Below are 24,155 nucleotides of genomic sequence, written 5' to 3'. Positions count from 1 at the left end.
GTCACTCTGTCCCCATGTGCTTTGTCGCGGCTTTCGTCGGGCCCGACTGCCCCAATTTGCGCAAGGCGTCAACGATTGCGCTGACCTTTATGCCTTTCGATCCTTTCACAAGGATCACATCCCCCGGATCGATCAGCCCGCGCACCCGTGGCAGCAACTCGGTCGCCGTCAGTGCCCATTCGCCACGCTGCGCCCGTGGCAGCGCCTGCCACAGCGCCTGCATCCTTGGCCCCACGCAATGGATACGGTCCACCGCCTCCAGCCCCGGATGGGCAGCAATCGCCGCATGCAGCGCACTTTCCGTCGGCCCCAGTTCCAGCATGTCGCCCAAAATGGCGATCCGCCGCCCCTTGGCCACACGGCCCACACCGTTTTCGGGCACCGCCCCGATCAACAGATCGAGCGCCGCCGCCATGCTCGCCGGATTGGCGTTGAAGGCATCGTCGATCAGGTCGAAGCCACGGTCCTCCAGCGGGTCCATCTCGATCCGCTCGCGCGTGCCGCGCCCCGTGGGGGGCGACCAGCGCCCGATATCGCAGGCCGCAATCGCAGCGTCACAGCCCATGGCTTCCGCCACCGCCAGCGCCCCCAGCGCATTGGCCGCGAAATGCCGCCCCGGCGACAGCACCTTGAACAGCAGCGGCGCACCGTTCCGCACCGCCTGAACCACGGTCGCCTCGTCACGGATCGTGACCGATTGCAGGCGCCAGTCGGCCCCCGCATCGGCCCCGAACATCACCGCACGCGCCCCCGCCGCATCTGCCCGCGCCCGCAATATGCCGCTTGTCGCCACATCGGCGTTCAGCACGGCCACGCCGCCCGAAACCAGCCCGTCCATGATCGACGCCTTCTCCTGCGCGATCCCCTCGACACTCTCGAAAGCCTCCAGATGCGCGGGCGCCACGGTCGTCACCATCGCCACATCCAGCCGCGCCATGCGGGCAAGTGGCGCGATCTCGCCGGGATGGTTCATCCCGATCTCGATCACCGCGAAATCGGCATCCGCAGGCATGCGCGCCAGCGTCAGCGGCACGCCCCAATGGTTGTTATAGCTCGCCTCGGCGGCATGAACCCGCCCCTGCCCGCCCAAGATTGCCCGCAGCATCTCCTTGGTCGAGGTTTTGCCGACCGATCCCGTCACCCCCACGACCCGCGCCCGTGTCCGCGCCCGCGCAGCAACACCCAACCGCTCCAAGGCCGCCAGCACATCGGGCACCACCAAAAGCGGCGCATCCGCAGGCACGCCCTCGGGCACACGGCTCACCAAAGCGGCAGCCGCCCCCTTGGCCAGCGCCTGCGCCACGAAATCATGCCCGTCGCGCACGTCCTTCAACGCCACGAACAGATCACCCGCCGCAATCGTCCGCGTGTCGATGGAAACCCCATCCGCCGCCCAATCGGCAGCACAGACGCCGCCCGTCGCGGCAACCGCCTCGTCCCTTGTCCAAAGGGGTTTGTTTCCTTGAGCCATCAGATCACCCCGTCGAGCGCGGCAACCGCAATGCTCGCCTGTTCCACATCGTCAAAGGGAAACACCTGCCCCCCGATGGTCTGCCCCGTCTCGTGCCCCTTGCCCGCAATCAGCAAGGCATCCCCCGGCCCCAGCGCATCGACCCCGCGCAAGATCGCCTCGGCGCGGTCGCCCACCTCGGTCGCCTCGGGGCAGGCTTGCAATATTTCTGCACGAATGGCCGCCGGCACCTCGGATCTCGGGTTGTCATCCGTCACAAACACGACATCCGCATGTTCAGCCGCCGCAGCCCCCATCAAGGGGCGCTTCGTCCGGTCACGGTCTCCCCCCGCGCCGAACACCACCACCAGCCGCCCCATCACATGCGGGCGCAAGGCCTTCAAAGCCGTCGCAATCGCATCGGGCGTATGCGCGTAATCGACGAAAACCGCAGCCCCATTCGTCCGCGTCGCAGCAAGTTGCATCCGCCCGCGCACGCCTGTCAGCTCCGGCAAGGCGCGAAACACCGTCCCCGCATCCTCGCCCGCGCCGATCACCAGCCCCGCCGCCAGCGCCACGTTCTCGGCCTGAAACCCCCCGATCAGACCCAGCCGCACCTGATAGGGCTGCCCGCCCCACGAAAACCGCACCTCTTGCCCCGTCGCATCATAGCGCTGCCCCAGCAAGCGCAGGTCACAGCCCGCACCATGGCCCACGGTCAGCACACGGCACCCGCGCGCCCGCGCAATTTCGGCCACCCGCGCGCCGTAGGCATCGTTCAGATTGACCACCGCCACCCCGTCGCCGGGCAACACACGGTCAAACAGCGCCATCTTGGCCGCGAAATAGGCCTCCATCGTACCGTGATAATCCAGATGGTCCTGCGTGAAATTGGTGAACCCCGCAGCCGCCAGCCGCACCCCGTCCAGCCGCCGCTGGTCCAACCCGTGGGATGATGCCTCCATCGCCGCATGGCTTACCCCCGCAACCGCCGCCTGCGAAAGCATCCGGTGCAGCGTGATCGCATCCGGCGTCGTATGGCTCGACGGCGCGGCCCATGCCCCCTCGACACCCGTGGTGCCGATATTGATGGCAGCATGGCCCAGCGCCATCCAGATCTGCCGCGCAAAGGTCGCGACGGATGTCTTGCCGTTGGTCCCGGTCACCGCAACCATCACCTCGGGCTGCGCCCCGAACCACAGCGCCGCAGCGCCCGCCAAAGCCGCACGCGGGTCTTCGGCCACGACCAAAGCCGCCTCCGACCCCGCCATGACACCGGCGCAAATCTTCGCCCCTTCGGCATCGGTCAACACCGCCGCCGCCCCAGCCGCCAAAGCCTGCTCCACGAAAGCCGCGCCATGCGCCGCCACCCCGGGCAAGGCCGCAAACAGCATTCCCGCCCGCACCGCCCGACTGTCCGCCGTGATCCCCGTCAAAACCGGATCGCGCCCGCCCCGCCCCGAAAGCCCAAGCGCCGACAGCCGCCCCCGTCCCGTCTCGACCGATCCCGCCATTGCCCGTCTCCCTCAGTTCGAGACGGCTGTTAGCTCATCCACGGGGGCAGGTTCAACCACGGGGCGCATCCCGAGCAAGGGCGCGACCCGCCGGATCACCTCGGCTGCGACAGGAACCGCCGTCCAGCCCGCGGTGCGGCGCGGCGTCGGCCCCGTCGTCTCGACAGGCTCGTCCAGCGTCACCACCAGCACGTATTTCGGGTTGTCCGCCGGGAACATGCTGGCAAAGGTGTTCACCACCTTGTCCGTGTCGTAACCGCCCGCCTTGTTCGGCTTTTCCGCCGTCCCCGTCTTGCCCGCCACCTGATAGCCCGGCACATCGGCCAGCGTGGCGGTGCCTTCGGAAACCACACCGCGCAACATCCGGATCGCATCATGCGCGACCTGCTCGCTCATGATGCGCGGCCCGTTCTGCGGCACGCCGCCATGCAGCAGCGTCGGCGTCACCTTCACCCCGCCATTGGCAATCGTCGCATAGGCCGCCGCCAGATGCATCGGGCTCGCCGCGATGCCATGCCCGTAGCTTGTCGTCATCACCGTGATCTCGGGCCATTTCTTCGGCACGATGGGCCTGGCCCCCGGCGCCTCGACCAGTTCCACCGGCGTCGGATCGAACAGCCCCAGGGCCTTCATGAACGCCGCCTGCCGCTCGGCCCCGACGATCATCGCCAGATTGGCCGTCCCCACGTTCGACGATTTCACGATCACCTGCTCGACCGACAGCTGCGGTCCGTAATTGTGATTGCGGAACTCCTTGATCAGGAACCGCCCCACCCGCATCGGCGCATTGGCATCGATCAGCGTCTCGGGCGTCACAAGCCCCAGGTTCATCGCATTGGCCACGGTAAAAATCTTGAAGGTCGAGCCAAGCTCGTAAACCCCCTGCACCGCACGGTTGAACAGCGGGCTATCCCCCGCATCCCCCTTTACCAGCGGATTGGGCCGGTCGTTCGGATCGAACGCAGGCAAACTCGCCAGCGACAGGATCTCGCCCGTATGCACATCCATCAGGATCGCCGCCGCGCCCTTGGCGTTCAGCATGTTCATCCCGGTCCCGAGGATTTCCTCGATCGCCGCCTGCAAGGTCAGATCGATCGAAAGCTGCAACGGCGTGCCCGCCTGCGCGGGGTCGCGCAAGCGCACATCCAGCGCCTTCTCGATCCCCGCCGTGCCGATCACTTCGGCCGATTGCACGCCCTCGGCCCCGAAACTCGCGCCGCCCAGCACATGCGCGGCCAACGTCCCGTTGGGATACAAGCGCATCTCGCGCGGCCCAAACAACAGCCCCGGATCGCCGATTTCATGCACCTTCTGCATCTGCTCGGGGCTCATCACCTTCCTGATCCACAGGAAAGACCGTCCGTCCGTCAACCGCCGCTCCAGTGCGACAGGCTCGATCTCGGGAAAGATCGCCGCCAATTCCTTGGACACGCGGGCCGGATCGACCATGTCCTTGGGCTGCGCGTAAAGCGCATAGGTCTGCATGTTGGTCGCCAGTATCCGGCCGTTGCGATCGGTGATATCGGCCCGCTGGGCGGTGATCGCGGTGCCTAACGCCGCTGCCCTCGGCTCCATCGGCTCGGTCGCGGCCAAAAGCCCCATCCGCGCCCCGATGGTCGAAAAGGCCGCCAGAAACCCGAGCCCGAGAATCAGCAACCGCCCCTCGGCCCGCATCCGGCTCTTGTCGCGGATCGCCTCGTGCCGCAGGCGCAGGTTTTCTCGTTCGATGCTGTCGGGGTTCTCGCCCTTCTGGCGGGCCGACAGGATTCGGGCAAGCGGGCGAAGCGGCGTGCGGATCACGGAAACTCCTTATCCTCCGGTTTCGTGGCGATGCCCTCGCCGTCAGGATTAACCGACACCTGCCCCGACACCTCGACCGGATCGGTTATCACGGGCAGTCCGTCCGCCCCGACCTCGGGAAGCGGAGCGGTCATCGGATAGGTCACTTCCGCCGCCGCCCCGAATTGCGTGGGCTCCAGCGGCAACAGCCCCAGCCGGTCAAAATTCGCCGTGGCAAGGTCACGCAGCCGCTCGGGCCGGTTCAGATAGGCCCATTCCGCCCGCTGCAACACCAGCGCCTCGCGCAAGGACGCGATCTCGTCCTGCAGCCGCGCCATGTCCTTCAACTGGTGCTGCGTGGCGTAATTCTCGCGGTATGCCCAGAATGCCAGACCCATCACGGCGACAAAGCTCAGCACGTAAAGCACAGGGCGCATCAGCGGCGTCCTTTCTTCTTGAATTCCGGCAAGCCAAGTGCCGCCCCGTCGATCCGTGCGGCAGGCACAGACGTCCGCCGCGCCACCCGCAACTTGGCACTGCGCGATCTCGGATTCGCCTCAAGCTCCTCCGCATCCGGCCCCACGGCCTTTTTCGTCACCAACTCGAACCGCGCCGTCACCTCGGCCCGCGCGGGCACGTAGCGGTTGGTGTTGGCCTCGGCCCCGCTGGCAAGCTGCAAGTACCGCTTCACGATCCGGTCCTCCAGCGAATGGAACGTCACCACCGCCAGCATCCCGCCGGGTTTCAACGCCCGCTCGGCCGCAGCCAACCCCTCGGCCAACTGGTCGAATTCCGTATTCACCGCGATCCGTATCGCCTGAAAACTCCGCGTTGCCGGATGGCTTTGCCCCGGTTTCGGCCGCGGCAGGCATTTCGACACGATCTCGGCCAAGCGCAGCGTGGTGGTGATCGGCTCCACCTCGCGCTGCGCGACAATCGCCCGCGCGATGCGCCGCGACGCCCGCTCCTCGCCGTAATGATACAGGATATCGGCGATCACCTCTTCCGAGGCGCCATTGACCAGATCGGCGGCACTCTCGCCCGACTGGCTCATCCGCATGTCGAGCGGCCCGTCCTTCTGGAACGAAAACCCCCGCTCCGCTTGGTCAAGCTGCATCGACGACACGCCAAGGTCCAGCACCACCCCGTCCAAGGGCACGCCCGCATGCACGTCCAACGCGGAAAACTCGCCCGCGACCAGCGCCAGCCGGTCGCCATATTCCCCCGCCCAAGCAGCCGCCATCTGCAACGCCAACGGGTCACGGTCCACCCCGATCACCCGTTCGGCCCCGGCCTCCAGCAAGCCCCGCGCATAACCGCCCGCGCCAAAGGTGCCGTCCAGCCAGATGCCCGCCACGGGCGCAACAGCGGCCAGCAAAGGCCGCAACAGCACCGGAACATGGGGGGCGCGACCGGTACTCTGATCGCTGGGGGCCAAGGCTCAGACCCCTGCGTCGTCGCTCAGCAGCGACAGGATATCCACGCCTTCGGGCAGGCTTGCCATATCTTCCTCGGCAGCCCGCAGGATCTCGGCATCGTAAACGTCCGACTTCCAGATCTGGAACGTATCCAGCGCACCGGCAAACACCGCCTCGGCACCCTTGGTCACATCGTCAGGCGTGATCCCGACCTTCTCGCGCACCTTGGGCGGCAGCACGATCCGCCCGTCGTCATCGATCTCGACCGTGACCGACAGCGTGATCATGTTGCGCTCGAGGATGCGGCGGCGGTCCGACCCCAGCGGCAGAAGTTTGATCTTCGCCTCCAGCGCAGCCGCGCCCGCCATTGTGTAACATTCTGTGTATTTGCGCCGCGTGTCGCCGTAAACCATGACAATGCGCTTGCGGGGGCCTTCGGGATCGCCAGCCTCGAGGACACGGCGAAAGGCTGCCGGGATCGAGACCCGCGCCTTGCCATCCACCCTTTGGGTGAACTCGCCTCTGAACGCCTCGGACATCGCTCGTCCGTTCCCTCTACATGGCAGCGGTGAAGATTCTCGCCCCGTCCTGACCCCGATACGGGGGCAAGAAACGGGAACGGCGGACCGAGCTGCTGCCACTGCTCGATCCGCCGCCTGTCCCATCGCTGGGCGTCCAGCTACGCGTGCCACCTGGGGGAGATGTCTGCTCGCTCGCGCGCCGGATCTCTTTTGGTTCGATGAAAGCGGGTGCCTGTATGAGCCTGACTATCGCCTGTTCGGGGTCTTGAAGCCGCCCCAGCTTTGTTTGTCACGCCGTCATCGAATGACCAAGGGATGCCATGGGAAATCGTGGGAAGCAACGGAAATTTTTGGGTCAACCCTCCGCAAACCAATAGAGAGGCACCCTCTCAAACAACGCCCGACCAACCAAGACCCATGTGGCCGCACAGATATGGAAGCGCAGCCCGCCATGCACACAATATCTTGTGATTGCGACAGGTGACCTTTCGATCCCATATTATCCCAATATTCTTTTACCCATCCCTTTGGAGGCCGGGAAAACCTGCCAAAGGTAGCCACTCCAGACCCGGGAACGCAAAAATCCGGGGCAGCGCCCCGGATTTCCCACCTTTTCCCGTCAAAGTGATTCGCCGTGATCGCCGCCCCGAAGGTGGGTGCAAAGCACCCACCCTACGGGCCACCCGGTCAGGCCATCCCGCCCGCAACCAGCCGGTGCGCCAACCGCGCATAGGCGTCAGCCATCGGCCCTTCGCCCGCCGCGATGGGCGTTCCGGCATCACCGGCGACCCGCACGTCCAGAGACAGCGGCAATTCCCCAAGGAACGGCAGGTCCAGCTTGCGCGCCTCCTCGGCCACCCCGCCATGGCCGAAGATATGCGCCTCGTGCCCGCAGTTGGGGCAGATATAGGTCGACATGTTCTCGACCAGCCCCAGCACCGGCGTCTTCAGCTTCTGGAACATATCCAAAGCCTTCCGCGCATCGAGCAGCGCCACATCCTGCGGCGTAGAAACCACGATCGCCCCCGTCAACTGCGTCCGCTGGCACAGCGTCAACTGGATATCCCCCGTCCCCGGCGGCAAATCGACGATCAGCACGTCAAGCTTGCCCCAGGCCACCTGCGTCAACAACTGCTGCAACGCCCCCATGATCATCGGCCCGCGCCAGATCACCGCCTCGTCCTCTTTCAGCATCAGCCCGATCGACATCATGGTGACCCCATGCGCGACGATAGGCTCGATGATCTTGCCATCAGGGCTGGCAGGGCGGCGGTTCACCCCCATCATGCGCGGCTGGCTAGGACCATATATATCGGCATCCAGCAGCCCCACCTTCCGCCCCTGCCGCGCCAAAGCCACCGCAAGGTTCGACGACACCGTCGATTTGCCCACCCCGCCCTTGCCGCTGGCCACCACGATGATCCGGTCCACACCCGAAACCTTTTGCGGCCCGCCCGCCTGCGGCGTGGGATGCTGGCCGATCTTCAAACTGGGCGCGGCGGGCTTTGCCGCCGGACCATGCGCCGTCAGCACCACCTGCACCGCATCGACCCCGGCCAGACGCTTGACCGCCGCCTCGGCCTCGGCCTGATAGGGTGCCAGCACGCGCGCCTCCTCGGGCGTCGCAGCCTCGATGACGAACCGCACCGTGCCGCCGTCGATTCCCACGGCACGAATCAGATCGCGCGACACAAGATCGCCACCACCGGGCAAGGCAACGCCCGAAAGCTGGCGCAGGATGTCGTCACGGGTCAGGGTCATGGGCCACCTCGGGGTCGGATGTGTGAACGTTACCGTGCCTAAGTCCGCATCTTGGGCGGAAAGTGCAAGTCAGCCTTCGCCAAACGCATATATTTTCAGCGATACCCTTGTTAATCATGACATTTTTATGCGCCCCAGCCATGCACTTGCTGCATGGCAGCATTGCGGCCGTGCTCCATTGTGCAACTGCAGCATTTGCCCCATGTTACCCCGAACAGCGACGCAACCAAGAACGTCGTTCAATGGAACCGCAAACTGAGGCTGATGAAATGGCTTATGTAAACCTTACCTCCCGTGCCGCCAACGTGACGCTGGCAGACCGTTTTTCCGGCCTTCTGGCCCAGGTCAAAACGATGATCGCCCGCCGCGCCGTCTATAACCAGACCGTGCGCGAGCTGAACGTCCTGACCAACCGCGAACTCGCCGATCTGGGCCTGTCGCGCTATGACATCGAAACCGTGGCCCGCGAAGCGGCCTACGGCAAGTAAGGGCCTTTGCTCGACCCCACCTCCTCCCGGGGTCCATAGCAAAAGCGGCGGCGTCCTCCTCCTCCCTGACGTCGCCGCACTTTATACCGCCCCAAGGCTGATGCCCCGGCGGAGACGAACCGAAAGGCCCCCTCCTCCTCCCTGGGGCCGATCGTGAAAGCGGCGGCTGCAACCTCCTCCCTGCAACCGCCGCGACCCTTTACGGCCCGCACACAGGGCCAAACCGAACCGAAAGGCCCCTTCCTCCTCCCTGGGCTGATCGTGAAAGCGGCGGGCGCGACCTCCTCCCCGCGTCCGCCGCGACCCTCTCAGGCCAGCGCACAGCGCAGGCCAAACGGACCGAGCGGCCCCTCCTCCTCCCGGGGCCGATCGTGAAGGCGGCGCTGCCAACCTCCTCCCTGGCGTCGCCGCACCCTTCCCTTTTCTTTGCCAAATCGCGCGGCGTGCCGCCGCATTCCCTTGTCTCGCCTGCGCGCCTGCGCGCTCCGGCTCGGGCGGGGGCGTTCCGCCCCCCGTCGCGGTTCCCGCGACTCCCCCCTGAGGATATTTGCGCCAAGGAGAAGGACCAAAGGCTTGCGCCTGCGCGGCCCAGCCCCGATAGTCCGCCCCGCTTGCAAGCAAAGGGGTCGTCATGCGTGCATCGCTTCTGTCCGCAGCCCTTGTCGCGGCACTCGTCGGCTACGGCTCGACCATCGCCCTCGTGCTTGCCGCCGCCGCCGCCCTCGGCGCGTCACCGGCCGCAACCGCAAGCTGGGTCATGGCCGTCTGCTTTGCCAAGGCCGCAGGCACCGCGATCCTCTCCACATGGCACCGCGTCCCCGTCGTTCTGGCGTGGAGCACCCCCGGCGCCGCCCTGATCGCCGCCTCCTCGGGCTTCACCATGTCCGAAGGTGTCGGCGCCTTCCTCCTCGCCGCCCTCCTCATCGCCGCGACCGGAGCGTTAAAGCCGCTCAACGCGCTGGTCGCCCGCATCCCCGACGGCATCGCAGGCGCAATGCTCGCAGGCGTCCTTCTGCCCTTCTGCCTCAAGGGCGCAGGCGCCGCGCAAAGCGCCCCCGCCCTGATCTTCCCGATGATCGCCGTCTTCCTCGCGGTCCGGCTGAAAAACCCCGCCATGGCCGTGCTGGCCGCCCTCGCCCTCGGCCTCGCGCTGGCCTTCGCCACGGGCGCCGCCACGCTGCCCCCGCTGCCGCCTATCCCCCCCGCGCCGGTCGTGATCGCGCCTGCCTTCCACTGGCCCGCGCTCATCGGGCTCGGCCTGCCGCTCTACCTCGTCACCATGGCCTCGCAAAACCTGCCCGGTTTCGCCACCATGCGCGCCGCAGGCTACACTCCCCCCGTCCGCTCTGCCCTCGGCCTGACCGGAGCCATCTCGGCCCTCGCCGCGCTGTTCGGCGCCCATACCGTCAACATGGCCGCCATCACAGCCGCGATCTGCATGGGCGATGATGTCCACCCCGACCGCAGCCAACGCTGGAAGGTCGGCCTCGCCTACGCCGCCGTCTGGGTGGTACTGGGCCTCACCGGCCCCGTCATCATCGCGCTGCTCACGGCCCTGCCCCCCGCGCTGATGACCGCCCTCGTAGCCCTCGCCCTGCTCGGCCCGCTGATGGGCGCGCTAACTGGCGCCTTCGCCACCCCCGACCAGCGATTCGCCGCCACCATCACGCTGGCCACCACCGCCTCGGGCACCGCTTTCTTCGGCATAGGTGCCGCCTTCTGGGGCCTTCTGGCGGGACTCCTCGTCTACGGCCTCGACCGCCTCAAGGCGCGGATTTGAGTATTTGAGCAAGGGTGAACCGCAATCCCATTCACGCTGGCCCAAATATCCTCGGGGGGTGAGGCGAAGCCGAGGGGGGCGGAAAGCCCCCCTTCTTTGGTCCTTCAGAACGGCACGTCATCCACAGCGTCGGCGTCCACCACGAACCCCGCCACCACGCGCTTGACGCCCGCCTTGCTGAAATCGACCTCCAGCTTGTCGCCCTCGATCCCGATCACCAGACCATAGCCGAACTTCTGGTGGAAAACGCGGTCCCCTTCGGCAAAGGCCGAAACAGCGGTCGCGTCGATCACCACCCCCCGCGCCTCGCGCGGCTGGGCCACGGGGCGGGTCGCCGAACGGTCCTGCATCCGCCGCCAGCCGGGCGAGTTGTAGACATCCGCCTTGCCCACCCTCTCGTCGAAAGCCGAAGCGCCAAACGTCGCCGCAGCCCCGTATCCGCCGCCATACAACCCCGGCGGCGTCAGCACCTCGACATGCGCGGGCGGCAGCTCATCGATGAAGCGACTGGGCAATTGGCTTTGCCACTGCCCGTAAACCCGCCGGTTCGACGCAAAAGACACCGTGCAGACCTCCTCGGCCCGCGTGATCCCCACATAGGCCAGCCGCCGCTCCTCCTCCAGCCCCTTCAGCCCGCTCTCGTCCATGCTGCGCTGGCTCGGGAACAGCCCGTCCTCCCAGCCCGGCAGGAACACCACCGGAAACTCCAGTCCCTTGGCCGCATGCAGCGTCATGATCGACACCTTTTCCAGCGCCTCTTCCGTCTCGTTCTCCATGATCAGCGAGACGTGTTCCAGAAACCCCTGCAAATTGTCGAACTGTTCCAGCGCCTTGACCAGTTCCTTCAGGTTCTCCAGGCGCCCCGGAGCCTCGGGCGTCTTGTCGTTCTGCCACATGGCCGTGTAGCCCGATTCTTCCAGGATCGTCTCGGCCAGCCGCACATGGTCCATGGTCTTGGGTGCCGTGCCAAAGGCAGCGACACCTTCGATCACATCATCATCGCCAATCACCGGCACCGTCTGCAACGTCAGCCCGTGCCAACGGTCGATCCCCTCGACAAAGCCGCGCAACTGCCCCGCGCCCTTGCCGCCGATCCCGCCCGATGCGACCAACTCGCGCGCGCCCTCAAGCAAGCTCATCCCCGACAGCCGCGCCATGCGCTGGATATCGGCCTGCGCTTTGTCGCCAAGCCCGCGCTTGGGCAGGTTCACCACCCGTTCAAAGGCCAGATCATCCTCGGGCGAAACCGCCAGCCGGAAATAGGCCATCGCATCGCGGATTTCCTGCCGCTCATAGAACCGAGGCCCCCCGATCACGCGATACGGCATCCCGATCGTCAGAAACCGGTCCTCGAACGCCCGCATCTGGTGGCTGGCCCGCACCAGTATGGCCATATCCTCCGGCCCGTATTTCCGCATCCCCCGCGTGCCGCGCTGCAAGGCCTCGATCTCCTCACCGGTCCAGCGCGCTTCCTCGTCGCCGTCCCAATGGCCGATCAGCCGCACCTTCTCGCCCACCTCGGCCTCGGTCCACAGCGTCTTGCCCAAGCGCCCCGCGTTCCCCGCGATCACCCCCGAAGCGGCGGCCAGAATATGCGGCGTGCTGCGGTAATTCTGCTCCAGCTTGATCACCACCGCGCCGGGAAAATCCTTCTCGAACCGCAGGATGTTGCCGACCTCGGCCCCCCGCCAGCCATAGATCGACTGGTCGTCATCGCCCACGCAGCAGATGTTGCGGTGCCCCTGCGCCAGCAGGCGCAGCCACAGATACTGGCAGATATTGGTGTCTTGGTACTCGTCCACCAGAATGTATTTCAGCCAGCGCTGATACTGCGCCAGAACATCGCCGTGCTTCTGGAAGATCGTCACCACATGCAGCAGCAGATCGCCGAAATCGACCGCGTTCAGCGTGCGAAGCCGCTCTTGATACTGCTCGTAAATCTCGGTCCCGCGGTTGTTGTAGCCCCCCGCCTCGGCGGCAGGCACGCGGTCGGGCGTCAGCGCGCGGTTCTTCCAGCCGTCGATCATTCCGGCCAGCATCCGCGCGGGCCATCGCTTCTCGTCGATGTTGGCTGCCACGATCAACTGCTTTAGCAACCGGATCTGGTCATCCGTATCCAGAATGGTAAAGTTCGACTTCAGCCCCGCCAGTTCCGCATGCCGACGCAATATCTTGACGGAAAGCGAATGAAAGGTGCCCATCCACGGCATCCCCTCGGCCGCTTCGCCCAGCAAGCGCCCCACCCGCTCCTTCATCTCGCGGGCGGCCTTGTTGGTAAAAGTCACCGCCAAGATCTCGTTCGGCCGCGCCCGCCCCATCCGCATCAGATGCACGATGCGTGACGTCAGCGCCTTGGTCTTGCCCGTCCCCGCACCGGCCAGCATCAGCACGGGTCCGTCCAACGCCTCGACCGCCGCCCGCTGCGCGGGGTTCAGGTCGTCCATATAGGGCGCAGGCCGCGCCGCCACCGCCCGTTGCGACAGGGGGATCGTCGGGGGAACGGCCGCAGCCTCGAAAGCGTCATGTTCGTCGAATTGGCTCATAGAGCCATCCTAGCGCGGGCGCTCCCAAAGGAAAAGCCCGATGTTCCCCTAATGTTCGCAAAGTGCAACCCCCGATTCCCGCCCGCCCCGCAAACCGCCCGCCACAATGGCCGGCAACCGCCGCTTCGCCCGTCCGTTTCCACAAACCCGCCCTGTCGCAAATCCTTCGTATCATAGCGCATCCGCCCCTTGCGCTGCGTTGCGGCATCCCTACAGTGCGTCAAGTTTACGCAGTCTGCCCTCTCGGTCCAAAGGACATGCCCATGCCCGAATTCCGCAAGATCCTCGTCGCCAACCGTGGCGAGATCGCCATCCGCGTGATGCGGGCCGCAAACGAGATGGGCAAGAAAACCGTGGCGGTCTTCGCCGAGGAAGACAAACTCTCGCTCCACCGCTTCAAGGCAGACGAAGCCTACCGCATCGGCGAAGGGCTCTCGCCCGTCGGCGCCTACCTCTCCATCCCCGAAATCATCCGCGTCGCCAAGATGGCCGGCGCCGATGCCATCCACCCCGGTTACGGCCTCTTGTCCGAAAACCCCGATTTCGTCGAAGCCTGCGACAATGCGGGCATCACCTTCATCGGTCCCCGCGCCGAAACCATGCGCGCCTTGGGCGACAAAGCCAGCGCCCGCCACGTGGCCATGGCCGCAGGCGTCCCCGTCATCCCCGCGACCGAGGTTTTGGGCGACGACATGGCGCTGATCAAGAAACAGGCCGCCGAAGTCGGCTATCCCCTGATGCTGAAAGCGTCATGGGGCGGCGGCGGTCGCGGCATGCGCCCGATCCTGTCGGAAGACGAGCTTGAGGCAAAGGTCCGCGAAGGCCGCCGCGAAGCCGAAGCCGCCTTTGGCAACGGCGAGGGCTACCTTGAAAAGATGATCATCCGCGCCCGCCACGTCGAGGTGCAGATACTGGGCGACAAGCACGGCAACATCTACCACCTCTGGGAACGCGACTGCACCGTGCAGCGCCGCAACCAGAAAGTCGTCGAACGCGCCCCTGCCCCCTACCTGACCCCCGAACAGCGCGCCGAAGTCTGCGAAATGGGCCGCCGCATCTGCGCCCATGTCGATTACGAATGTGCGGGCACCGTCGAATTCCTCATGGATATGGACTCTGGCAAGTTCTACTTCATCGAGGTGAACCCCCGCGTGCAGGTCGAACACACCGTGACCGAAGAAGTCACCGGCATCGACATCGTGCAGGCGCAAATCCTGATCGAGGAAGGCAAGACCCTTGCCGAAGCCACCGGCATCGCCAGCCAGGAAGGCGTCAAGCTGAACGGCCACGCCCTGCAATGCCGCGTGACGACCGAAGACCCGCTCAACAATTTCATCCCCGATTACGGCCGCCTCACCGCCTACCGCTCGGCCACCGGCAACGGCATCCGGCTCGACGGCGGCACGGCTTACGCGGGCGGCGTCATCACCCGCTATTACGACTCGCTTCTGGTCAAGGTCACCGCCCACGCGCAAACGCCCGAAAAGGCCATCGCCCGCATGGACCGCGCCTTGCGCGAATTCCGCATCCGTGGCGTTGCGACCAACATCGATTTCGTCATCAACCTACTGAAACACCCCACCTTCCTTGATGACACCTACACCACCAAATTCATCGACACGACGCCCGACCTTTTCGTGTTCAAAAAGCGCCGCGACCGCGCCACGAAAATCCTCACCTACATCGCCGACATCACGGTCAACGGTCACCCCGAAACCGCAGGCCGCCCGAAACCCCCGGCCGAGGCACGGCAACCCAAGCCGCCGCGCCTGTTGACCGAACAGCCCGGCACCGGCACCCGCAACCTTCTGGAACAAAAAGGCCCCCAAGCCGTCGCCGACTGGATGAAGGCCCAGAAAAAGGTGCTGCTGACCGACACCACGATGCGTGACGGTCACCAGTCGCTTCTGGCCACCCGCATGCGCTCGGTCGACATGATCCGCGTCGCCCCCGCCTATGCGGCGAACTTGCCGCAACTGTTCAGCGTCGAATGCTGGGGCGGGGCCACCTTCGACGTCGCCTACCGCTTCTTGCAGGAATGTCCGTGGCAACGCCTGCGCGACCTGCGCGCCCATATGCCCAACGTGATGACGCAGATGCTGCTGCGCGCTTCCAACGGCGTCGGCTACACCAACTACCCCGACAACGTGGTCAAATTCTTCGTCAAACAGGCGGCCGAAACCGGCGTCGACGTCTTCCGCGTGTTCGACAGCCTCAACTGGGTCGAAAACATGCGCGTCGCCATGGATGCAGTTCTGGAAGCCAACAAGGTCTGCGAAGGCACGATCTGCTACACCGGCGACATCCTCGACCCCGCCCGCGCCAAATATGACCTGAAATATTACGTCGACCGCGCGAAAGAACTCAAAGCCGCAGGTGCCCACGTCCTCGGCCTCAAGGATATGGCGGGCCTCCTGAAACCCGCAGGCGCCCGCCTTCTGGTCAAGACCTTGAAGCAGGAAATCGGCCTGCCGATCCACTTCCACACGCATGACACATCGGGCGCAGGGGCCGCCACCATCCTCGCCGCCTGCGACGCTGGCGTCGACGCGGTAGACGCCGCGATGGACGCTTTCTCGGGCGGCACCTCGCAGCCCTGCCTCGGCTCCATCGTCGAAGCCCTGCGCCACACCGACCGCGACACCGGTCTCGACATCGCCGCGATCCGCGACATCTCGAACTACTGGGAAGCCGTCCGCCGCCAATACGCGGCCTTCGAATCCGGCCTGCCCGCCCCCGCGTCCGAAGTCTATCTCCACGAAATGCCCGGCGGCCAGTTCACCAACCTCAAGGCGCAAGCCCGCTCGCTCGGCCTCGAAGACCGCTGGCCCGAAGTCGCCCAAGCCTATGCCGATGCCAACCAGATGTTCGGCGATATCGTCAAGGTCACGCCCTCGTCCAAAGTCGTGGGCGACATGGCCCTGATGATGGTGGCCCAAGGCCTGACGCGCGCCGAAGTCGAAGACCCCAACATGGACGTGGCCTTCCCCGATTCGGTCGTCGACATGCTGCGCGGCAACCTCGGCCACCCCCACGGCGGCTGGCCCGCAGGCATCCAGCAAAAGGTGCTCAAGGGCGACACCCCGCTCACCGAACGCCCGGGTGCCACCCTGCCGCCCGTCGATATCGAAGACACCCGCGCCAAGCTTTCCGCCGAACTCAGCGGCTACACGGTGGATGACGAAGACCTCAACGGCTACCTGATGTATCCACGCGTCTTCCTCGACTACATGGGCCGCCACCGGCTTTACGGCCCCGTCCGCGCCCTGCCGACCAAGACCTTCTTCTACGGCATGGAACCGGGCGAAGAGATCACCCCCGAAATCGACCCCGGCAAGCAGCTCGAAATCCGCCTGCAAGCCGTGGGCGAGACCTCCGAAGACGGCGACGTCAAAGTGTTCTTCGAACTCAACGGCCAACCCCGCGTGATCCGCGTCGCCAACCGTGCGATCAAGGCCAAAGCGGCGGTGAAACCCAAAGCCGCCGATGGCAACCCCGCCCATATCGGCGCGCCCATGCCCGGTTCCATCGCCTCGGTCGCCGTCTCGGTCGGCCAAAAGGTCCGCGCCGGCGACCTTTTGCTGACCATCGAGGCGATGAAGATGGAAACCGGCCTCCACGCCGACCGCGAGGCGACCGTGAAAGCCGTCCACATCCACCCCGGCAGCCAGATCGAGGCGAAAGACCTGCTCATCGAACTGGAATGACCCGGTCCCCGCCTGCGCGGGGCCACCTCGTCCCGTCATCTCCGCGAAAGCGGGGATGACACCCTGCCTTTCCTCGCATGGCCGCAGCCCGACGCACGGCTAAAATCGCGCGGACCCTGCCGTTACTGCTTGTGCGCAGGCGCGAAAAACAGCGCGCTGCGTTCAGGGGTGCCAATGTCCTGCAATCTTATCCAGCTCGTCTATGCCAGCGCAGCCAGCGATCCGGCGACGCCCGAAATGCTGGACCGCATCCTTGCCCATTCGCGCAGCGCCAACGCCGCCAAGGGCATCACCGGCCTCTTGCTGCATGACAAAGGCTCGTATTTTCAGGTGCTGGAAGGCCCCGCCGACGCGGTCGAGGCCACCTTCTCGCGCATCGCCGCCGACACCCGTCACGGCAGCGTCCTCCGCATCCTGACGGCAGCGGTCGATGACCGCGCCTTTGCCGACTGGTCCATGGGCTTTTCCGGCGTCACCATCGACGATATCACCCGCCAGCCGGGCCTGACCGATGCCTTCGACCGCGCCGCCGATTTCACCGCCATCGATGCAGGCCGCGCCACGCTGCTGATCGCGGCCTTCCGCAACGGCCTGTTCCGTATGGGCGAACCAGCCGACGAAGCGGTCGCCGAAACCGCGGCCTGACCCGACCGCCGCAGCACGCCGTCATCTGCGGAATTGCGGCCCGTCCAAGCCGCGCGTCCGTCCCGCCCTTTCGGCGACAGACGCGCCACCCGCTACCCTCAGCGTTTCTTCACGAATTCCGTCAGGATCACGATCCGCTGCCCCTCGACCCGCCCTTCGATCTGGGCGGCGTTGTCGGCAACCAAGGCGATACCGCGCACCGCAGTCCCGCGTTTGGCGGTAAAGTTCGCGCCCTTCACCACAAGGTCCTTGATCAGCACGACCGTATCGCCCTGCGCGAGAACCGCCCCGTTGCTGTCGCGATGGACCACGCCTGCCAAGACCTCGGTCCAGCCCAGCACCGCCCCCTCCAGCACCATGTTTTCCCGCGCCTCGACAGCCCATGGCGCATCGAGCGTCCCCAGTTTACGCCAGACGGCAAGCTGCACCGCAGGCACATCCGACCACGCCGCCCCCTCTAGGCAACGCCAATGGCCCTCGCCCGCCGGCGCATCGCCCCGACAGGCCGCACACAGCGCCACATCCCCTGCAGGCGGCACACCGACCGCCTCCAGCCCCGCCCCAAACTCCGCCCCAAACTCCGCCACCGTCCCGCAAAACTCGCAAGCCGTCACCGCCCGCAGCCGATCGTCATCCATCATCGTTTCCTTATGTTCTCGCCTTCCCCTAACCCCTTCCCCCGCCAAACGCAAAATCCCGCGCTTTTTTGCTTTGCCCCCCTTGCGGCCCGCGCAAGGCTTTTATACATCCGCCCCATCCGGACGGTGCGGGCGTAGCTCAGGGGTAGAGCATAACCTTGCCAAGGTTAGGGTCGGGCGTTCGAATCGCCTCGCCCGCTCCAACCGGATCGCCGAACGGCCGCCTCTGCAACGGGCGGCCGTTTCGCATTTCAGGCCCCGCTTGCCCTGCTTTACCTGCGCTGCCATCCTCGCCCGACGACGCCGCACAGCCACCCGGACCCGCGCCATGTACATCCCGCCGCATTTCCACGAAACCGACAAGGCCGAAATCGCGGCGATCCTGACCGAAGCCCCGCTCGCCTGCCTCGTCGTGCACACGTCACAAGGTCTGCTGGCCAACCATATCCCGCTTCTCGCCGCCCCCGATTGCAGCCTGATCGGCCACGCAGCCCTTGCCAACGACTTGCACCGCATGGTCCCCGACGGGCATCCCGTGCTCGCCATCTTCCGCGCAGAGGATGCCTATATCTCGCCCAACACCTACCCGTCCAAGGCCGAGCATCACCGCCATGTGCCGACATGGAACTATCAGGCGGTCCATATCCACGGCACGATCACCTTCCAGCACGACACCCATGCCAAACGCGCCGCCGTGGGCCTGCTCACCCGCCTGCACGAACGCCGCGTCAACGGCGGTGCCGCCTGGAAAATGGCCGACGCGCCCGCCGATTACATGGAGACGATGCTGCAAAACATCGTAGCCTTCCGGATCGCCGTGACAGCCGTGCTCGCCAAATCCAAACTGGGCCAGAACCGCACCCCCGGCGACCTGCAAGGCGCCGTCGACGGCTTGAACGCACAGGGCCGGACCGGCATCGCCGCGAAAATGGCACGAAGCCTCCCCCCGCAAGGCTGACCAGCCGACCGCCCCGCCCTCGGGGGGCATCGAGCCCCCGCTCGACCGGGCTGCCGCAGAAGGCCGACCCGCCGCACCCGCCTATCCGGATTGCGCGGGCCATCACCCCGTCGCAACCATCCTCGACATCCCGCGAAAAATCCCCTTGCGCCCCGCCGTGAGGCGCACTAATACCCGCTTCACGGAGTGCGGGCGTAGCTCAGGGGTAGAGCATAACCTTGCCAAGGTTAGGGTCGTGAGTTCGAATCTCATCGCCCGCTCCAGTCGACCAAAGGGCGCCCGAGGGCGCCCTTTGTCATTCCGCGCCTTCGAAACCCTCGTTTTACCTTGGCTTGAAGGCCTCATTTGGCGTGGCCTGAAAAGTCTCGTTCAGTGGCCCTCCAGGCAGGCCAACGCCCCTGTGCAGTGCCAATGGGCACGCAAGACCGACCCCCTATCGGCGTCCAGAATTGACCCCCCCTTGCGACATCGAAGTCAGGGCCTGAGCCGACGGAACTGATCACAGAGTGTAGGCGGGTCAGCCCTCTGCCGCCACGGGTCTCGGTCTCGAGCCGGTTCACCAGATCGACGACTGAGGTGCCCCTGGATTTGTAGACGCTTTGCCCCCTAACTTTGAGGCTAGGAGGCCGACATGGGGACAAGCAATTCGGCCGGCCGTCGGGAGACGGACGAAGGTTCTATCCTTGGTCGGCTGCAGTTCCTCAGCTTGACGGTTGACGTATTGTACGAGCCGAATGTTGACTGCCTGAGAGTGATGCATGTTGCGATAAATCGCTTCGACACAGCTTGCACCGGCGGAGCTTTTCAAACTGAAAGCAGTTAGGCTGAACCATACCGCAGCACTGCTTTAGAAAGTGCTGCATACACGCTTGTTCACCCAGCACAGGCACAAAGGCGGAAACTGTAGTCGGGAAGCGATGTGAGCTTCCGAAACGTTCTGCTGCAAATATGGCTGTCAATCACTGCAGATTTGCGTGGCGAGCCACACGCATTGTGCGTTGACAGACATATCTGCAGTAAGCGGGAATAAGCGGTAATGGGTGGGAACGTGTGAAAACGCGCGTGACTTCAAGGGGTTGGGCGGGTTTGCGCGGCGTGTGAGACGATGGGTGCATAAATTGCATAAGGGGCCGAGGCGTGCTGGGCGGGCGGCTGCATGAAGCTTTTCCAGCCGCGCCAAAAGAGGCCTTTAAAGCCAAGTAAAACAGGGTTTAAAGGCCGACTTATCGGTCGTTTGGCGGGCAAAACCGAGCTGCGCGTGAAGGCGGAACATGGAAATCGTGCGTAAAGTTCATACGCCAGTTCCATGTTCGGCATAAGTGCCTGAAAAGATGTAGGATTGCCTGTCGCGGCGGCAGCGGCGGAGCGCCGCGAACATGGAACTGATTTTTGCTAGTCCAGCTCGCCAGCGAGGCAACGGCGGCCCCATTCGTTCGCGAAACCGACGGACGCCGCGGTGCCTGACCGGCCATCCTTTGGGGCTAAAGGCAGCTCGTATGCTTCCAGCACCATGCTGCGCCCAAACGGCCAGTCCCGCTTGATCGTCATCTCCATGGCCTTGTTAATGTCCGCGTTCATCTGTCGAGCCGACATGACGAGCTGGGCATGCCACGCGATCTTCTTGCAGTCGATGTCTTCGGCCCGCGCCATGCCTCCATCGAGAAGGGCGCATACGAAAATAGCGGAGAGAGATTTCTTAGACACGACAAACTCCTCTTACTGGTGAAAACTGTTCCGTTCACTTCTGCCTGTAGCATTGCCAAACGACGCGGCCCAGAAACACCAGCTCGTCTTGATCTTTGCCGGAAATTACTCTAGCCGCGCTACCAATCGTCGAGGGCAGAAGCAGTGCCACTTCTTTGCTAAACTGGACGAGGCCGACGGCAACTTGACCATGATCTATGAACGCCCATGGCTCGGGCTGGGCTGACCGTCTTGAGTGGACATCGACGACCAAAAGCAGGTCTCGCGTGTCTTTTCGATCGAGATAGATATGGACAGGATCGACCAGGGCGAGACGCTCCGGATCGAGCTTTGCAGTTTCCAGCCATTCACCATGAAACGCAACAGGCGTCGCGCCGGGCTTTCTTGTCATCGGGTGCCAAGGCAAAGGGAGATAAATCCCTTTACTTGGGGCGTTGATTGTCGCGACTGGTGGCACCTCGCTGAAGCCGGTGCCGTCGACCCTTTTTGGGCCGAGGTAAAGCTCTAAGCCGAGGGCGCTGGCTATCGCCTGCAATCGATCGAATGTTGGCGATGAACCGCGCTTCAGGTTCTGTATCGCCGAACTGTCGGCACGACCGAACGCAAGCTGACCGACCTGAAGCTGCGACAGCCCCAGTTCGAGGCGTCGCGCCTCCAATAGCTCATAAATCTGATCGGTCCTCATCACGGTGTAAATTTGCACCAAAACCCCATGCGGGCACAAGTTAACGATTTGGATAGGGTCTGTTTCCATTTCAGTGTAAAATGATATTGCATAGTCGGTGTAAATTGCTCATAAAGAGGCATGACCAGCGCCGACATCATCACCCTTGCCACGATCTACTGCGCCCACGTCCAGCGGGCTGAAGCGACCATTTCGGCGCGTGCCGCCGGACAGGCGCGGCTGTTCGCAACGCTTCGGACGGGTGGCGGCTGCACCCTGCGGACCTATCAGCGGGTGATGTCGTGGTTCGATGCGAACTGGCCCGCAGACTTGGCGTGGCCCGCGCACACATCGACTGTGCGATCACCACCACCTCCCCCACACCCTCACAGTTTTGCGACCCATTCTCATTCCATTTGACATTGAGAACCATTCGCACCACCCTCCTTCCGGCCGCACAATACGGTCCGATGCCGCAAAAGCGCATCCCGCCAAAGGCCAGTATGAAAGGCTCGTGTCCGATGTCCGACCCTGACGATCCGCCGACCCTCGCCCGCCGCCGTCTCCTCGGCCTCGTTGCCGCATCACCCTTTCTGGCCACGTCTTTTCTGGCCACGTCTCTTATGGCCACGCCTTTTATGGCCACGGCGGCCCGCGCCGCGACGCCTTCGGTCATTGCCACCACCGGCATGATCGCCGATGCCGCGCGCGTGTTGACCGCAGGTCAGGCGCAGGCGCTGATGGGTCCGGGCATTGACCCGCACACCTACCGCCCGACCAGGGGCGACATCCTCGCCCTGTCGCGGGCCGACATCATCCTGTGGCACGGCCTGCATCTCGAAGCGCAATTTGCCGAGGTGCTCGAAGACCTCGCCCGCAAGAAGACGGTCATCGCCGTGGCCGAAACCCTGCCGCACGACCGTCTCATCTTCCATCCCGATTATCCCGACCGCCCCGATCCGCACGTGTGGATGGTCCCCTCGCTCTGGGCCGAGGTGGTCGCGGGCATGGCTGCCCCCCTTGCAGCGGCAGGTCTCGACACCTCGGCCACCCTGCCGGCCTATCTTGCCGAACTCGCGGCACTCGACAGCTATGGCCAATCGGTGCTTTCCACCGTGCCGCCCTCGTCGCGCGTGCTTTTCACCGCGCATGATGCCTTCAGCTATTTCGGCCGCGCCTACGGGTTCGAGGTGCAGGGCATACAGGGCATCTCGACCGAATCCGAAGCCGGCCTTGCCCGCGTGGGCGATCTGGTCAACCTGCTCGTCAGCCGCAACATCGGCGCGGTCTTTGTCGAAAGCTCGGTCTCCGACCGCTCGATCCGCGCCCTGATCGAGGGTGCTGCGGCACAGGGCCACGAAGTCACCATCGGCGGCGAGCTCTATTCCGACGCGATGGGCGCCGATGGCAGCTATGAAGGCACCTACCTCGGCATGCTCGACCACAACATCACCACCATCGCCCGCGCCCTCGGCGGCACAGTGCCCGACCGTGGCATGGCCGGAAAACTGATGGTGGCAGGCTGATGCAGCCCCCGCACCCCGACCGTCACGGACCGGCCCCCGCCACAACGCCCGCGCGGCACGCCAGACCGTGCCTGTTCCCCGCCCCTTCGCCGCAGGATGACCCCCATGGTTGACCCGACCCCGATCCTGCCCGAAACCGCCCTCGCCGTCACCGGCCTGACCGTGGCCTACAGCGGCGCACCGGCGGTCGAGAACGTGACCGCCCGCTTCGCCACAGGCGCGATGACCGCGATCATCGGCCCGAACGGCGCGGGCAAATCCACCCTGCTGAAAGCCGCCCTCGGCCTGATCCCGCCCGTACAGGGCGAGGTGCGGGTGTTCGGCCAGCCCCTCGCCAAGGCCTTGCCCCGCATCGCCTATGTCCCGCAACGCGCCTCGGTCGACTGGGATTTCCCCGCCCGCGCTATAGATGTCGTGCTGATGGGCCGCTTCCGCCAGACCGGCCTGTTCAGGCGCATCGGCACCGCCGAAACAGCGCTGGCCCGCGATTGCCTCGCCCGCGTCGGCATGGAACCCTTTGCCCAGCGCCAGATCGGCGCCCTCTCCGGCGGCCAGCAACAACGCGTCTTCCTCGCCCGCGCCCTTGCCCAAGGGGCCGATCTATACCTGCTCGACGAACCCTTCGCAGGCGTCGATGCGGCGACCGAAAGCGCAATCATCGCGGTCCTCAAGTCCCTCCGCGACGAAGGCCGCAGCATCGTCGCCGTCCACCACGACCTTGCAACCGTGCCCGCCTATTTCGATCATGTGCTCCTCCTCAACCGCAGCGTCATCGCCGCAGGCCCGGTCGCCACCACCTTCCGCCGCGAGATCGTGGCCCGCACTTACGGCAGCACCCTTCCCGGCGCGATCCCCGCATGATGCACCCCTCTGCCGCGATCCTGCAACTCGTCCGGGGGGCAAGACCGCCCCCCTTGCGCGTCCGGCACAGGCCAGCGCCCCCGCACCCTGCACGCCCCGCCCGCTGCGTCCGGACGCCAAGGCCGCCAAACAGGGCTGCGCGACCCGATGACATACCCCCGAAAGCCCCGTTGCCTCCGCGCAGGACGCACAAACCCA

18 protein-coding genes and 2 tRNA genes are annotated in these 24,155 nt (G+C 65.2%); 9 read left to right on the top strand and 11 right to left on the bottom strand.

Annotated elements, in window-relative coordinates:
- Position 1 precedes the first annotated feature (1 nt).
- The 7 genes from HYN69_RS04390 to HYN69_RS04355 all read right to left on the bottom strand — a co-directional run bounded on the left by HYN69_RS04390 (position 2) and on the right by HYN69_RS04355 (position 8,443).
- Positions 2 to 1,471, bottom strand: coding sequence for a UDP-N-acetylmuramoyl-tripeptide--D-alanyl-D-alanine ligase (locus tag HYN69_RS04390; RefSeq protein ID WP_108434674.1), 1,470 nt, complete (start codon positions 1,469 to 1,471; stop codon positions 2 to 4).
- Positions 1,471 to 2,964 (bottom strand): UDP-N-acetylmuramoyl-L-alanyl-D-glutamate--2,6-diaminopimelate ligase, encoded by a 1,494-nt coding sequence (locus HYN69_RS04385; protein ID WP_108434673.1) that lies wholly within the window; start codon positions 2,962 to 2,964, stop codon positions 1,471 to 1,473. The genes HYN69_RS04390 and HYN69_RS04385 overlap by 1 nt, the downstream gene beginning before the upstream one ends.
- Before the next feature lie 12 nt (positions 2,965 to 2,976).
- Complete coding sequence (locus HYN69_RS04380) at positions 2,977 to 4,764, bottom strand: peptidoglycan D,D-transpeptidase FtsI family protein (RefSeq protein ID WP_108434672.1); 1,788 nt, start codon at positions 4,762 to 4,764, stop codon at positions 2,977 to 2,979.
- Positions 4,761 to 5,180, bottom strand: a complete 420-nt coding sequence (gene ftsL, locus HYN69_RS04375) for a cell division protein FtsL (protein WP_108434671.1) — start codon at positions 5,178 to 5,180, stop codon at positions 4,761 to 4,763. The genes HYN69_RS04380 and ftsL overlap by 4 nt, the downstream gene beginning before the upstream one ends.
- Positions 5,180 to 6,181 carry a 16S rRNA (cytosine(1402)-N(4))-methyltransferase RsmH gene (gene rsmH / locus HYN69_RS04370; protein WP_108434670.1) on the bottom strand — a complete coding sequence of 334 codons (1,002 nt, stop codon included), beginning with the start codon at positions 6,179 to 6,181 and terminating at the stop codon, positions 5,180 to 5,182. The genes ftsL and rsmH overlap by 1 nt, the downstream gene beginning before the upstream one ends.
- 3 nt (positions 6,182 to 6,184) lie before the next feature.
- Positions 6,185 to 6,700 carry a division/cell wall cluster transcriptional repressor MraZ gene (gene mraZ / locus HYN69_RS04365; protein WP_108434669.1) on the bottom strand — a complete coding sequence of 172 codons (516 nt, stop codon included), beginning with the start codon at positions 6,698 to 6,700 and terminating at the stop codon, positions 6,185 to 6,187.
- 669 nt (positions 6,701 to 7,369) lie between these two features.
- Entirely contained in the window at positions 7,370 to 8,443 is a 1,074-nt protein-coding gene (locus HYN69_RS04355; protein ID WP_108434668.1) for an Mrp/NBP35 family ATP-binding protein, read from the bottom strand.
- 269 nt (positions 8,444 to 8,712) lie between these two features.
- Here HYN69_RS04355 and HYN69_RS04350 point away from each other — a divergent pair, with 269 nt between their 5' ends.
- Together HYN69_RS04350 and HYN69_RS04345 are read left to right on the top strand one after the other, a co-directional pair.
- A complete protein-coding gene (locus HYN69_RS04350; RefSeq protein WP_174213647.1) occupies positions 8,713 to 8,931 on the top strand; it encodes a DUF1127 domain-containing protein in 219 nt (72 codons plus the stop codon).
- A gap of 631 nt (positions 8,932 to 9,562) precedes the next feature.
- The gene (locus HYN69_RS04345; protein WP_108434667.1) at positions 9,563 to 10,711 is read left to right on the top strand and encodes a benzoate/H(+) symporter BenE family transporter; all 1,149 of its coding nucleotides are present in this window, start codon (positions 9,563 to 9,565) and stop codon (positions 10,709 to 10,711) included.
- A gap of 104 nt (positions 10,712 to 10,815) precedes the next feature.
- On the opposite strand, the gene HYN69_RS04340 is transcribed toward HYN69_RS04345, so the two are convergent.
- Positions 10,816 to 13,254 carry an ATP-dependent helicase gene (locus HYN69_RS04340; RefSeq protein WP_108434666.1) on the bottom strand — a complete coding sequence of 813 codons (2,439 nt, stop codon included), beginning with the start codon at positions 13,252 to 13,254 and terminating at the stop codon, positions 10,816 to 10,818.
- Between the two features lie 263 nt (positions 13,255 to 13,517).
- On the opposite strand from HYN69_RS04340, the gene HYN69_RS04335 reads away from it, so the two are divergent.
- On the top strand, positions 13,518 to 16,961 hold the full coding sequence (locus tag HYN69_RS04335; RefSeq protein WP_108434665.1) for a pyruvate carboxylase: 3,444 nt from the start codon (positions 13,518 to 13,520) through the stop codon (positions 16,959 to 16,961).
- A gap of 174 nt (positions 16,962 to 17,135) precedes the next feature.
- Positions 17,136 to 17,606 carry a BLUF domain-containing protein gene (locus HYN69_RS04330; protein ID WP_108434664.1) on the top strand — a complete coding sequence of 157 codons (471 nt, stop codon included), beginning with the start codon at positions 17,136 to 17,138 and terminating at the stop codon, positions 17,604 to 17,606.
- 98 nt (positions 17,607 to 17,704) lie between these two features.
- On the opposite strand, the gene HYN69_RS04325 is transcribed toward HYN69_RS04330, so the two are convergent.
- Positions 17,705 to 18,247: an alkylphosphonate utilization protein gene (locus HYN69_RS04325; protein ID WP_108434663.1), complete on the bottom strand. Its 543-nt coding sequence runs from the start codon at positions 18,245 to 18,247 to the stop codon at positions 17,705 to 17,707.
- Positions 18,248 to 18,372: 125 nt separating this feature from the next.
- Here HYN69_RS04325 and HYN69_RS04320 point away from each other — a divergent pair.
- The 3 genes from HYN69_RS04320 (at position 18,373) to HYN69_RS04310 (ending at position 19,465) form a co-directional block, all read left to right on the top strand.
- A tRNA-Gly gene (locus HYN69_RS04320) sits at positions 18,373 to 18,447 on the top strand.
- A gap of 125 nt (positions 18,448 to 18,572) precedes the next feature.
- Entirely contained in the window at positions 18,573 to 19,202 is a 630-nt protein-coding gene (locus HYN69_RS04315) for an FMN-binding negative transcriptional regulator (RefSeq protein WP_108434662.1), read from the top strand.
- 188 nt (positions 19,203 to 19,390) lie between these two features.
- Positions 19,391 to 19,465 (top strand) — tRNA-Gly (locus HYN69_RS04310).
- Between the two features lie 1,129 nt (positions 19,466 to 20,594).
- Here HYN69_RS04310 and HYN69_RS04305 read toward each other — a convergent pair.
- Positions 20,595 to 20,852: a hypothetical protein gene (locus HYN69_RS04305; protein ID WP_216824647.1), complete on the bottom strand. Its 258-nt coding sequence runs from the start codon at positions 20,850 to 20,852 to the stop codon at positions 20,595 to 20,597.
- A gap of 88 nt (positions 20,853 to 20,940) precedes the next feature.
- On the bottom strand, positions 20,941 to 21,660 hold the full coding sequence (locus HYN69_RS04300; protein ID WP_108434660.1) for a helix-turn-helix domain-containing protein: 720 nt from the start codon (positions 21,658 to 21,660) through the stop codon (positions 20,941 to 20,943).
- Between the two features lie 431 nt (positions 21,661 to 22,091).
- Between HYN69_RS04300 and HYN69_RS04290 the strand changes: the two genes are divergently transcribed.
- Complete coding sequence (locus HYN69_RS04290) at positions 22,092 to 23,096, top strand: metal ABC transporter solute-binding protein, Zn/Mn family (RefSeq protein WP_108434658.1); 1,005 nt, start codon at positions 22,092 to 22,094, stop codon at positions 23,094 to 23,096.
- A 105-nt stretch (positions 23,097 to 23,201) separates the two neighbouring features.
- Positions 23,202 to 23,957, top strand: a complete 756-nt coding sequence (locus HYN69_RS04285) for a metal ABC transporter ATP-binding protein (RefSeq protein ID WP_230426481.1) — start codon at positions 23,202 to 23,204, stop codon at positions 23,955 to 23,957.
- Positions 23,958 to 24,155 lie beyond the last annotated feature (198 nt).

Source organism: Gemmobacter aquarius, from assembly GCF_003060865.1.
In the GTDB taxonomy this organism is placed as follows: Bacteria; Pseudomonadota; Alphaproteobacteria; order Rhodobacterales; family Rhodobacteraceae; genus Paragemmobacter; species Paragemmobacter aquarius.
The sequence above is the reverse complement of the archived record's forward strand: the minus strand, read 5'-3'. Positions and strand labels throughout refer to the sequence as shown.

Excerpts from the sequence above, each read along its gene's own strand:
- HYN69_RS04390 (WP_108434674.1), bottom strand. The coding sequence starts at position 1,471 with ATGGCTCAAGGAAACAAACCCCTTTGGACAAGGGACGAGGCGGTTGCC.
- HYN69_RS04385 (WP_108434673.1), bottom strand. The coding sequence starts at position 2,964 with ATGGCGGGATCGGTCGAGACGGGACGGGGGCGGCTGTCGGCGCTTGGG.
- ftsL (WP_108434671.1), bottom strand. The coding sequence starts at position 5,180 with ATGCGCCCTGTGCTTTACGTGCTGAGCTTTGTCGCCGTGATGGGTCTG.
- mraZ (WP_108434669.1), bottom strand. The coding sequence starts at position 6,700 with ATGTCCGAGGCGTTCAGAGGCGAGTTCACCCAAAGGGTGGATGGCAAG.
- HYN69_RS04355 (WP_108434668.1), bottom strand. The coding sequence starts at position 8,443 with ATGACCCTGACCCGTGACGACATCCTGCGCCAGCTTTCGGGCGTTGCC.
- HYN69_RS04350 (WP_174213647.1), top strand. The coding sequence starts at position 8,713 with ATGGCTTATGTAAACCTTACCTCCCGTGCCGCCAACGTGACGCTGGCA.
- HYN69_RS04345 (WP_108434667.1), top strand. The coding sequence starts at position 9,563 with ATGCGTGCATCGCTTCTGTCCGCAGCCCTTGTCGCGGCACTCGTCGGC.
- HYN69_RS04340 (WP_108434666.1), bottom strand. The coding sequence starts at position 13,254 with ATGAGCCAATTCGACGAACATGACGCTTTCGAGGCTGCGGCCGTTCCC.
- HYN69_RS04335 (WP_108434665.1), top strand. The coding sequence starts at position 13,518 with ATGCCCGAATTCCGCAAGATCCTCGTCGCCAACCGTGGCGAGATCGCC.
- HYN69_RS04330 (WP_108434664.1), top strand. The coding sequence starts at position 17,136 with ATGTCCTGCAATCTTATCCAGCTCGTCTATGCCAGCGCAGCCAGCGAT.
- HYN69_RS04325 (WP_108434663.1), bottom strand. The coding sequence starts at position 18,247 with ATGATGGATGACGATCGGCTGCGGGCGGTGACGGCTTGCGAGTTTTGC.
- HYN69_RS04315 (WP_108434662.1), top strand. The coding sequence starts at position 18,573 with ATGTACATCCCGCCGCATTTCCACGAAACCGACAAGGCCGAAATCGCG.
- HYN69_RS04305 (WP_216824647.1), bottom strand. The coding sequence starts at position 20,852 with ATGGCGCGGGCCGAAGACATCGACTGCAAGAAGATCGCGTGGCATGCC.
- HYN69_RS04300 (WP_108434660.1), bottom strand. The coding sequence starts at position 21,660 with ATGGAAACAGACCCTATCCAAATCGTTAACTTGTGCCCGCATGGGGTT.
- HYN69_RS04290 (WP_108434658.1), top strand. The coding sequence starts at position 22,092 with ATGTCCGACCCTGACGATCCGCCGACCCTCGCCCGCCGCCGTCTCCTC.
- HYN69_RS04285 (WP_230426481.1), top strand. The coding sequence starts at position 23,202 with ATGGTTGACCCGACCCCGATCCTGCCCGAAACCGCCCTCGCCGTCACC.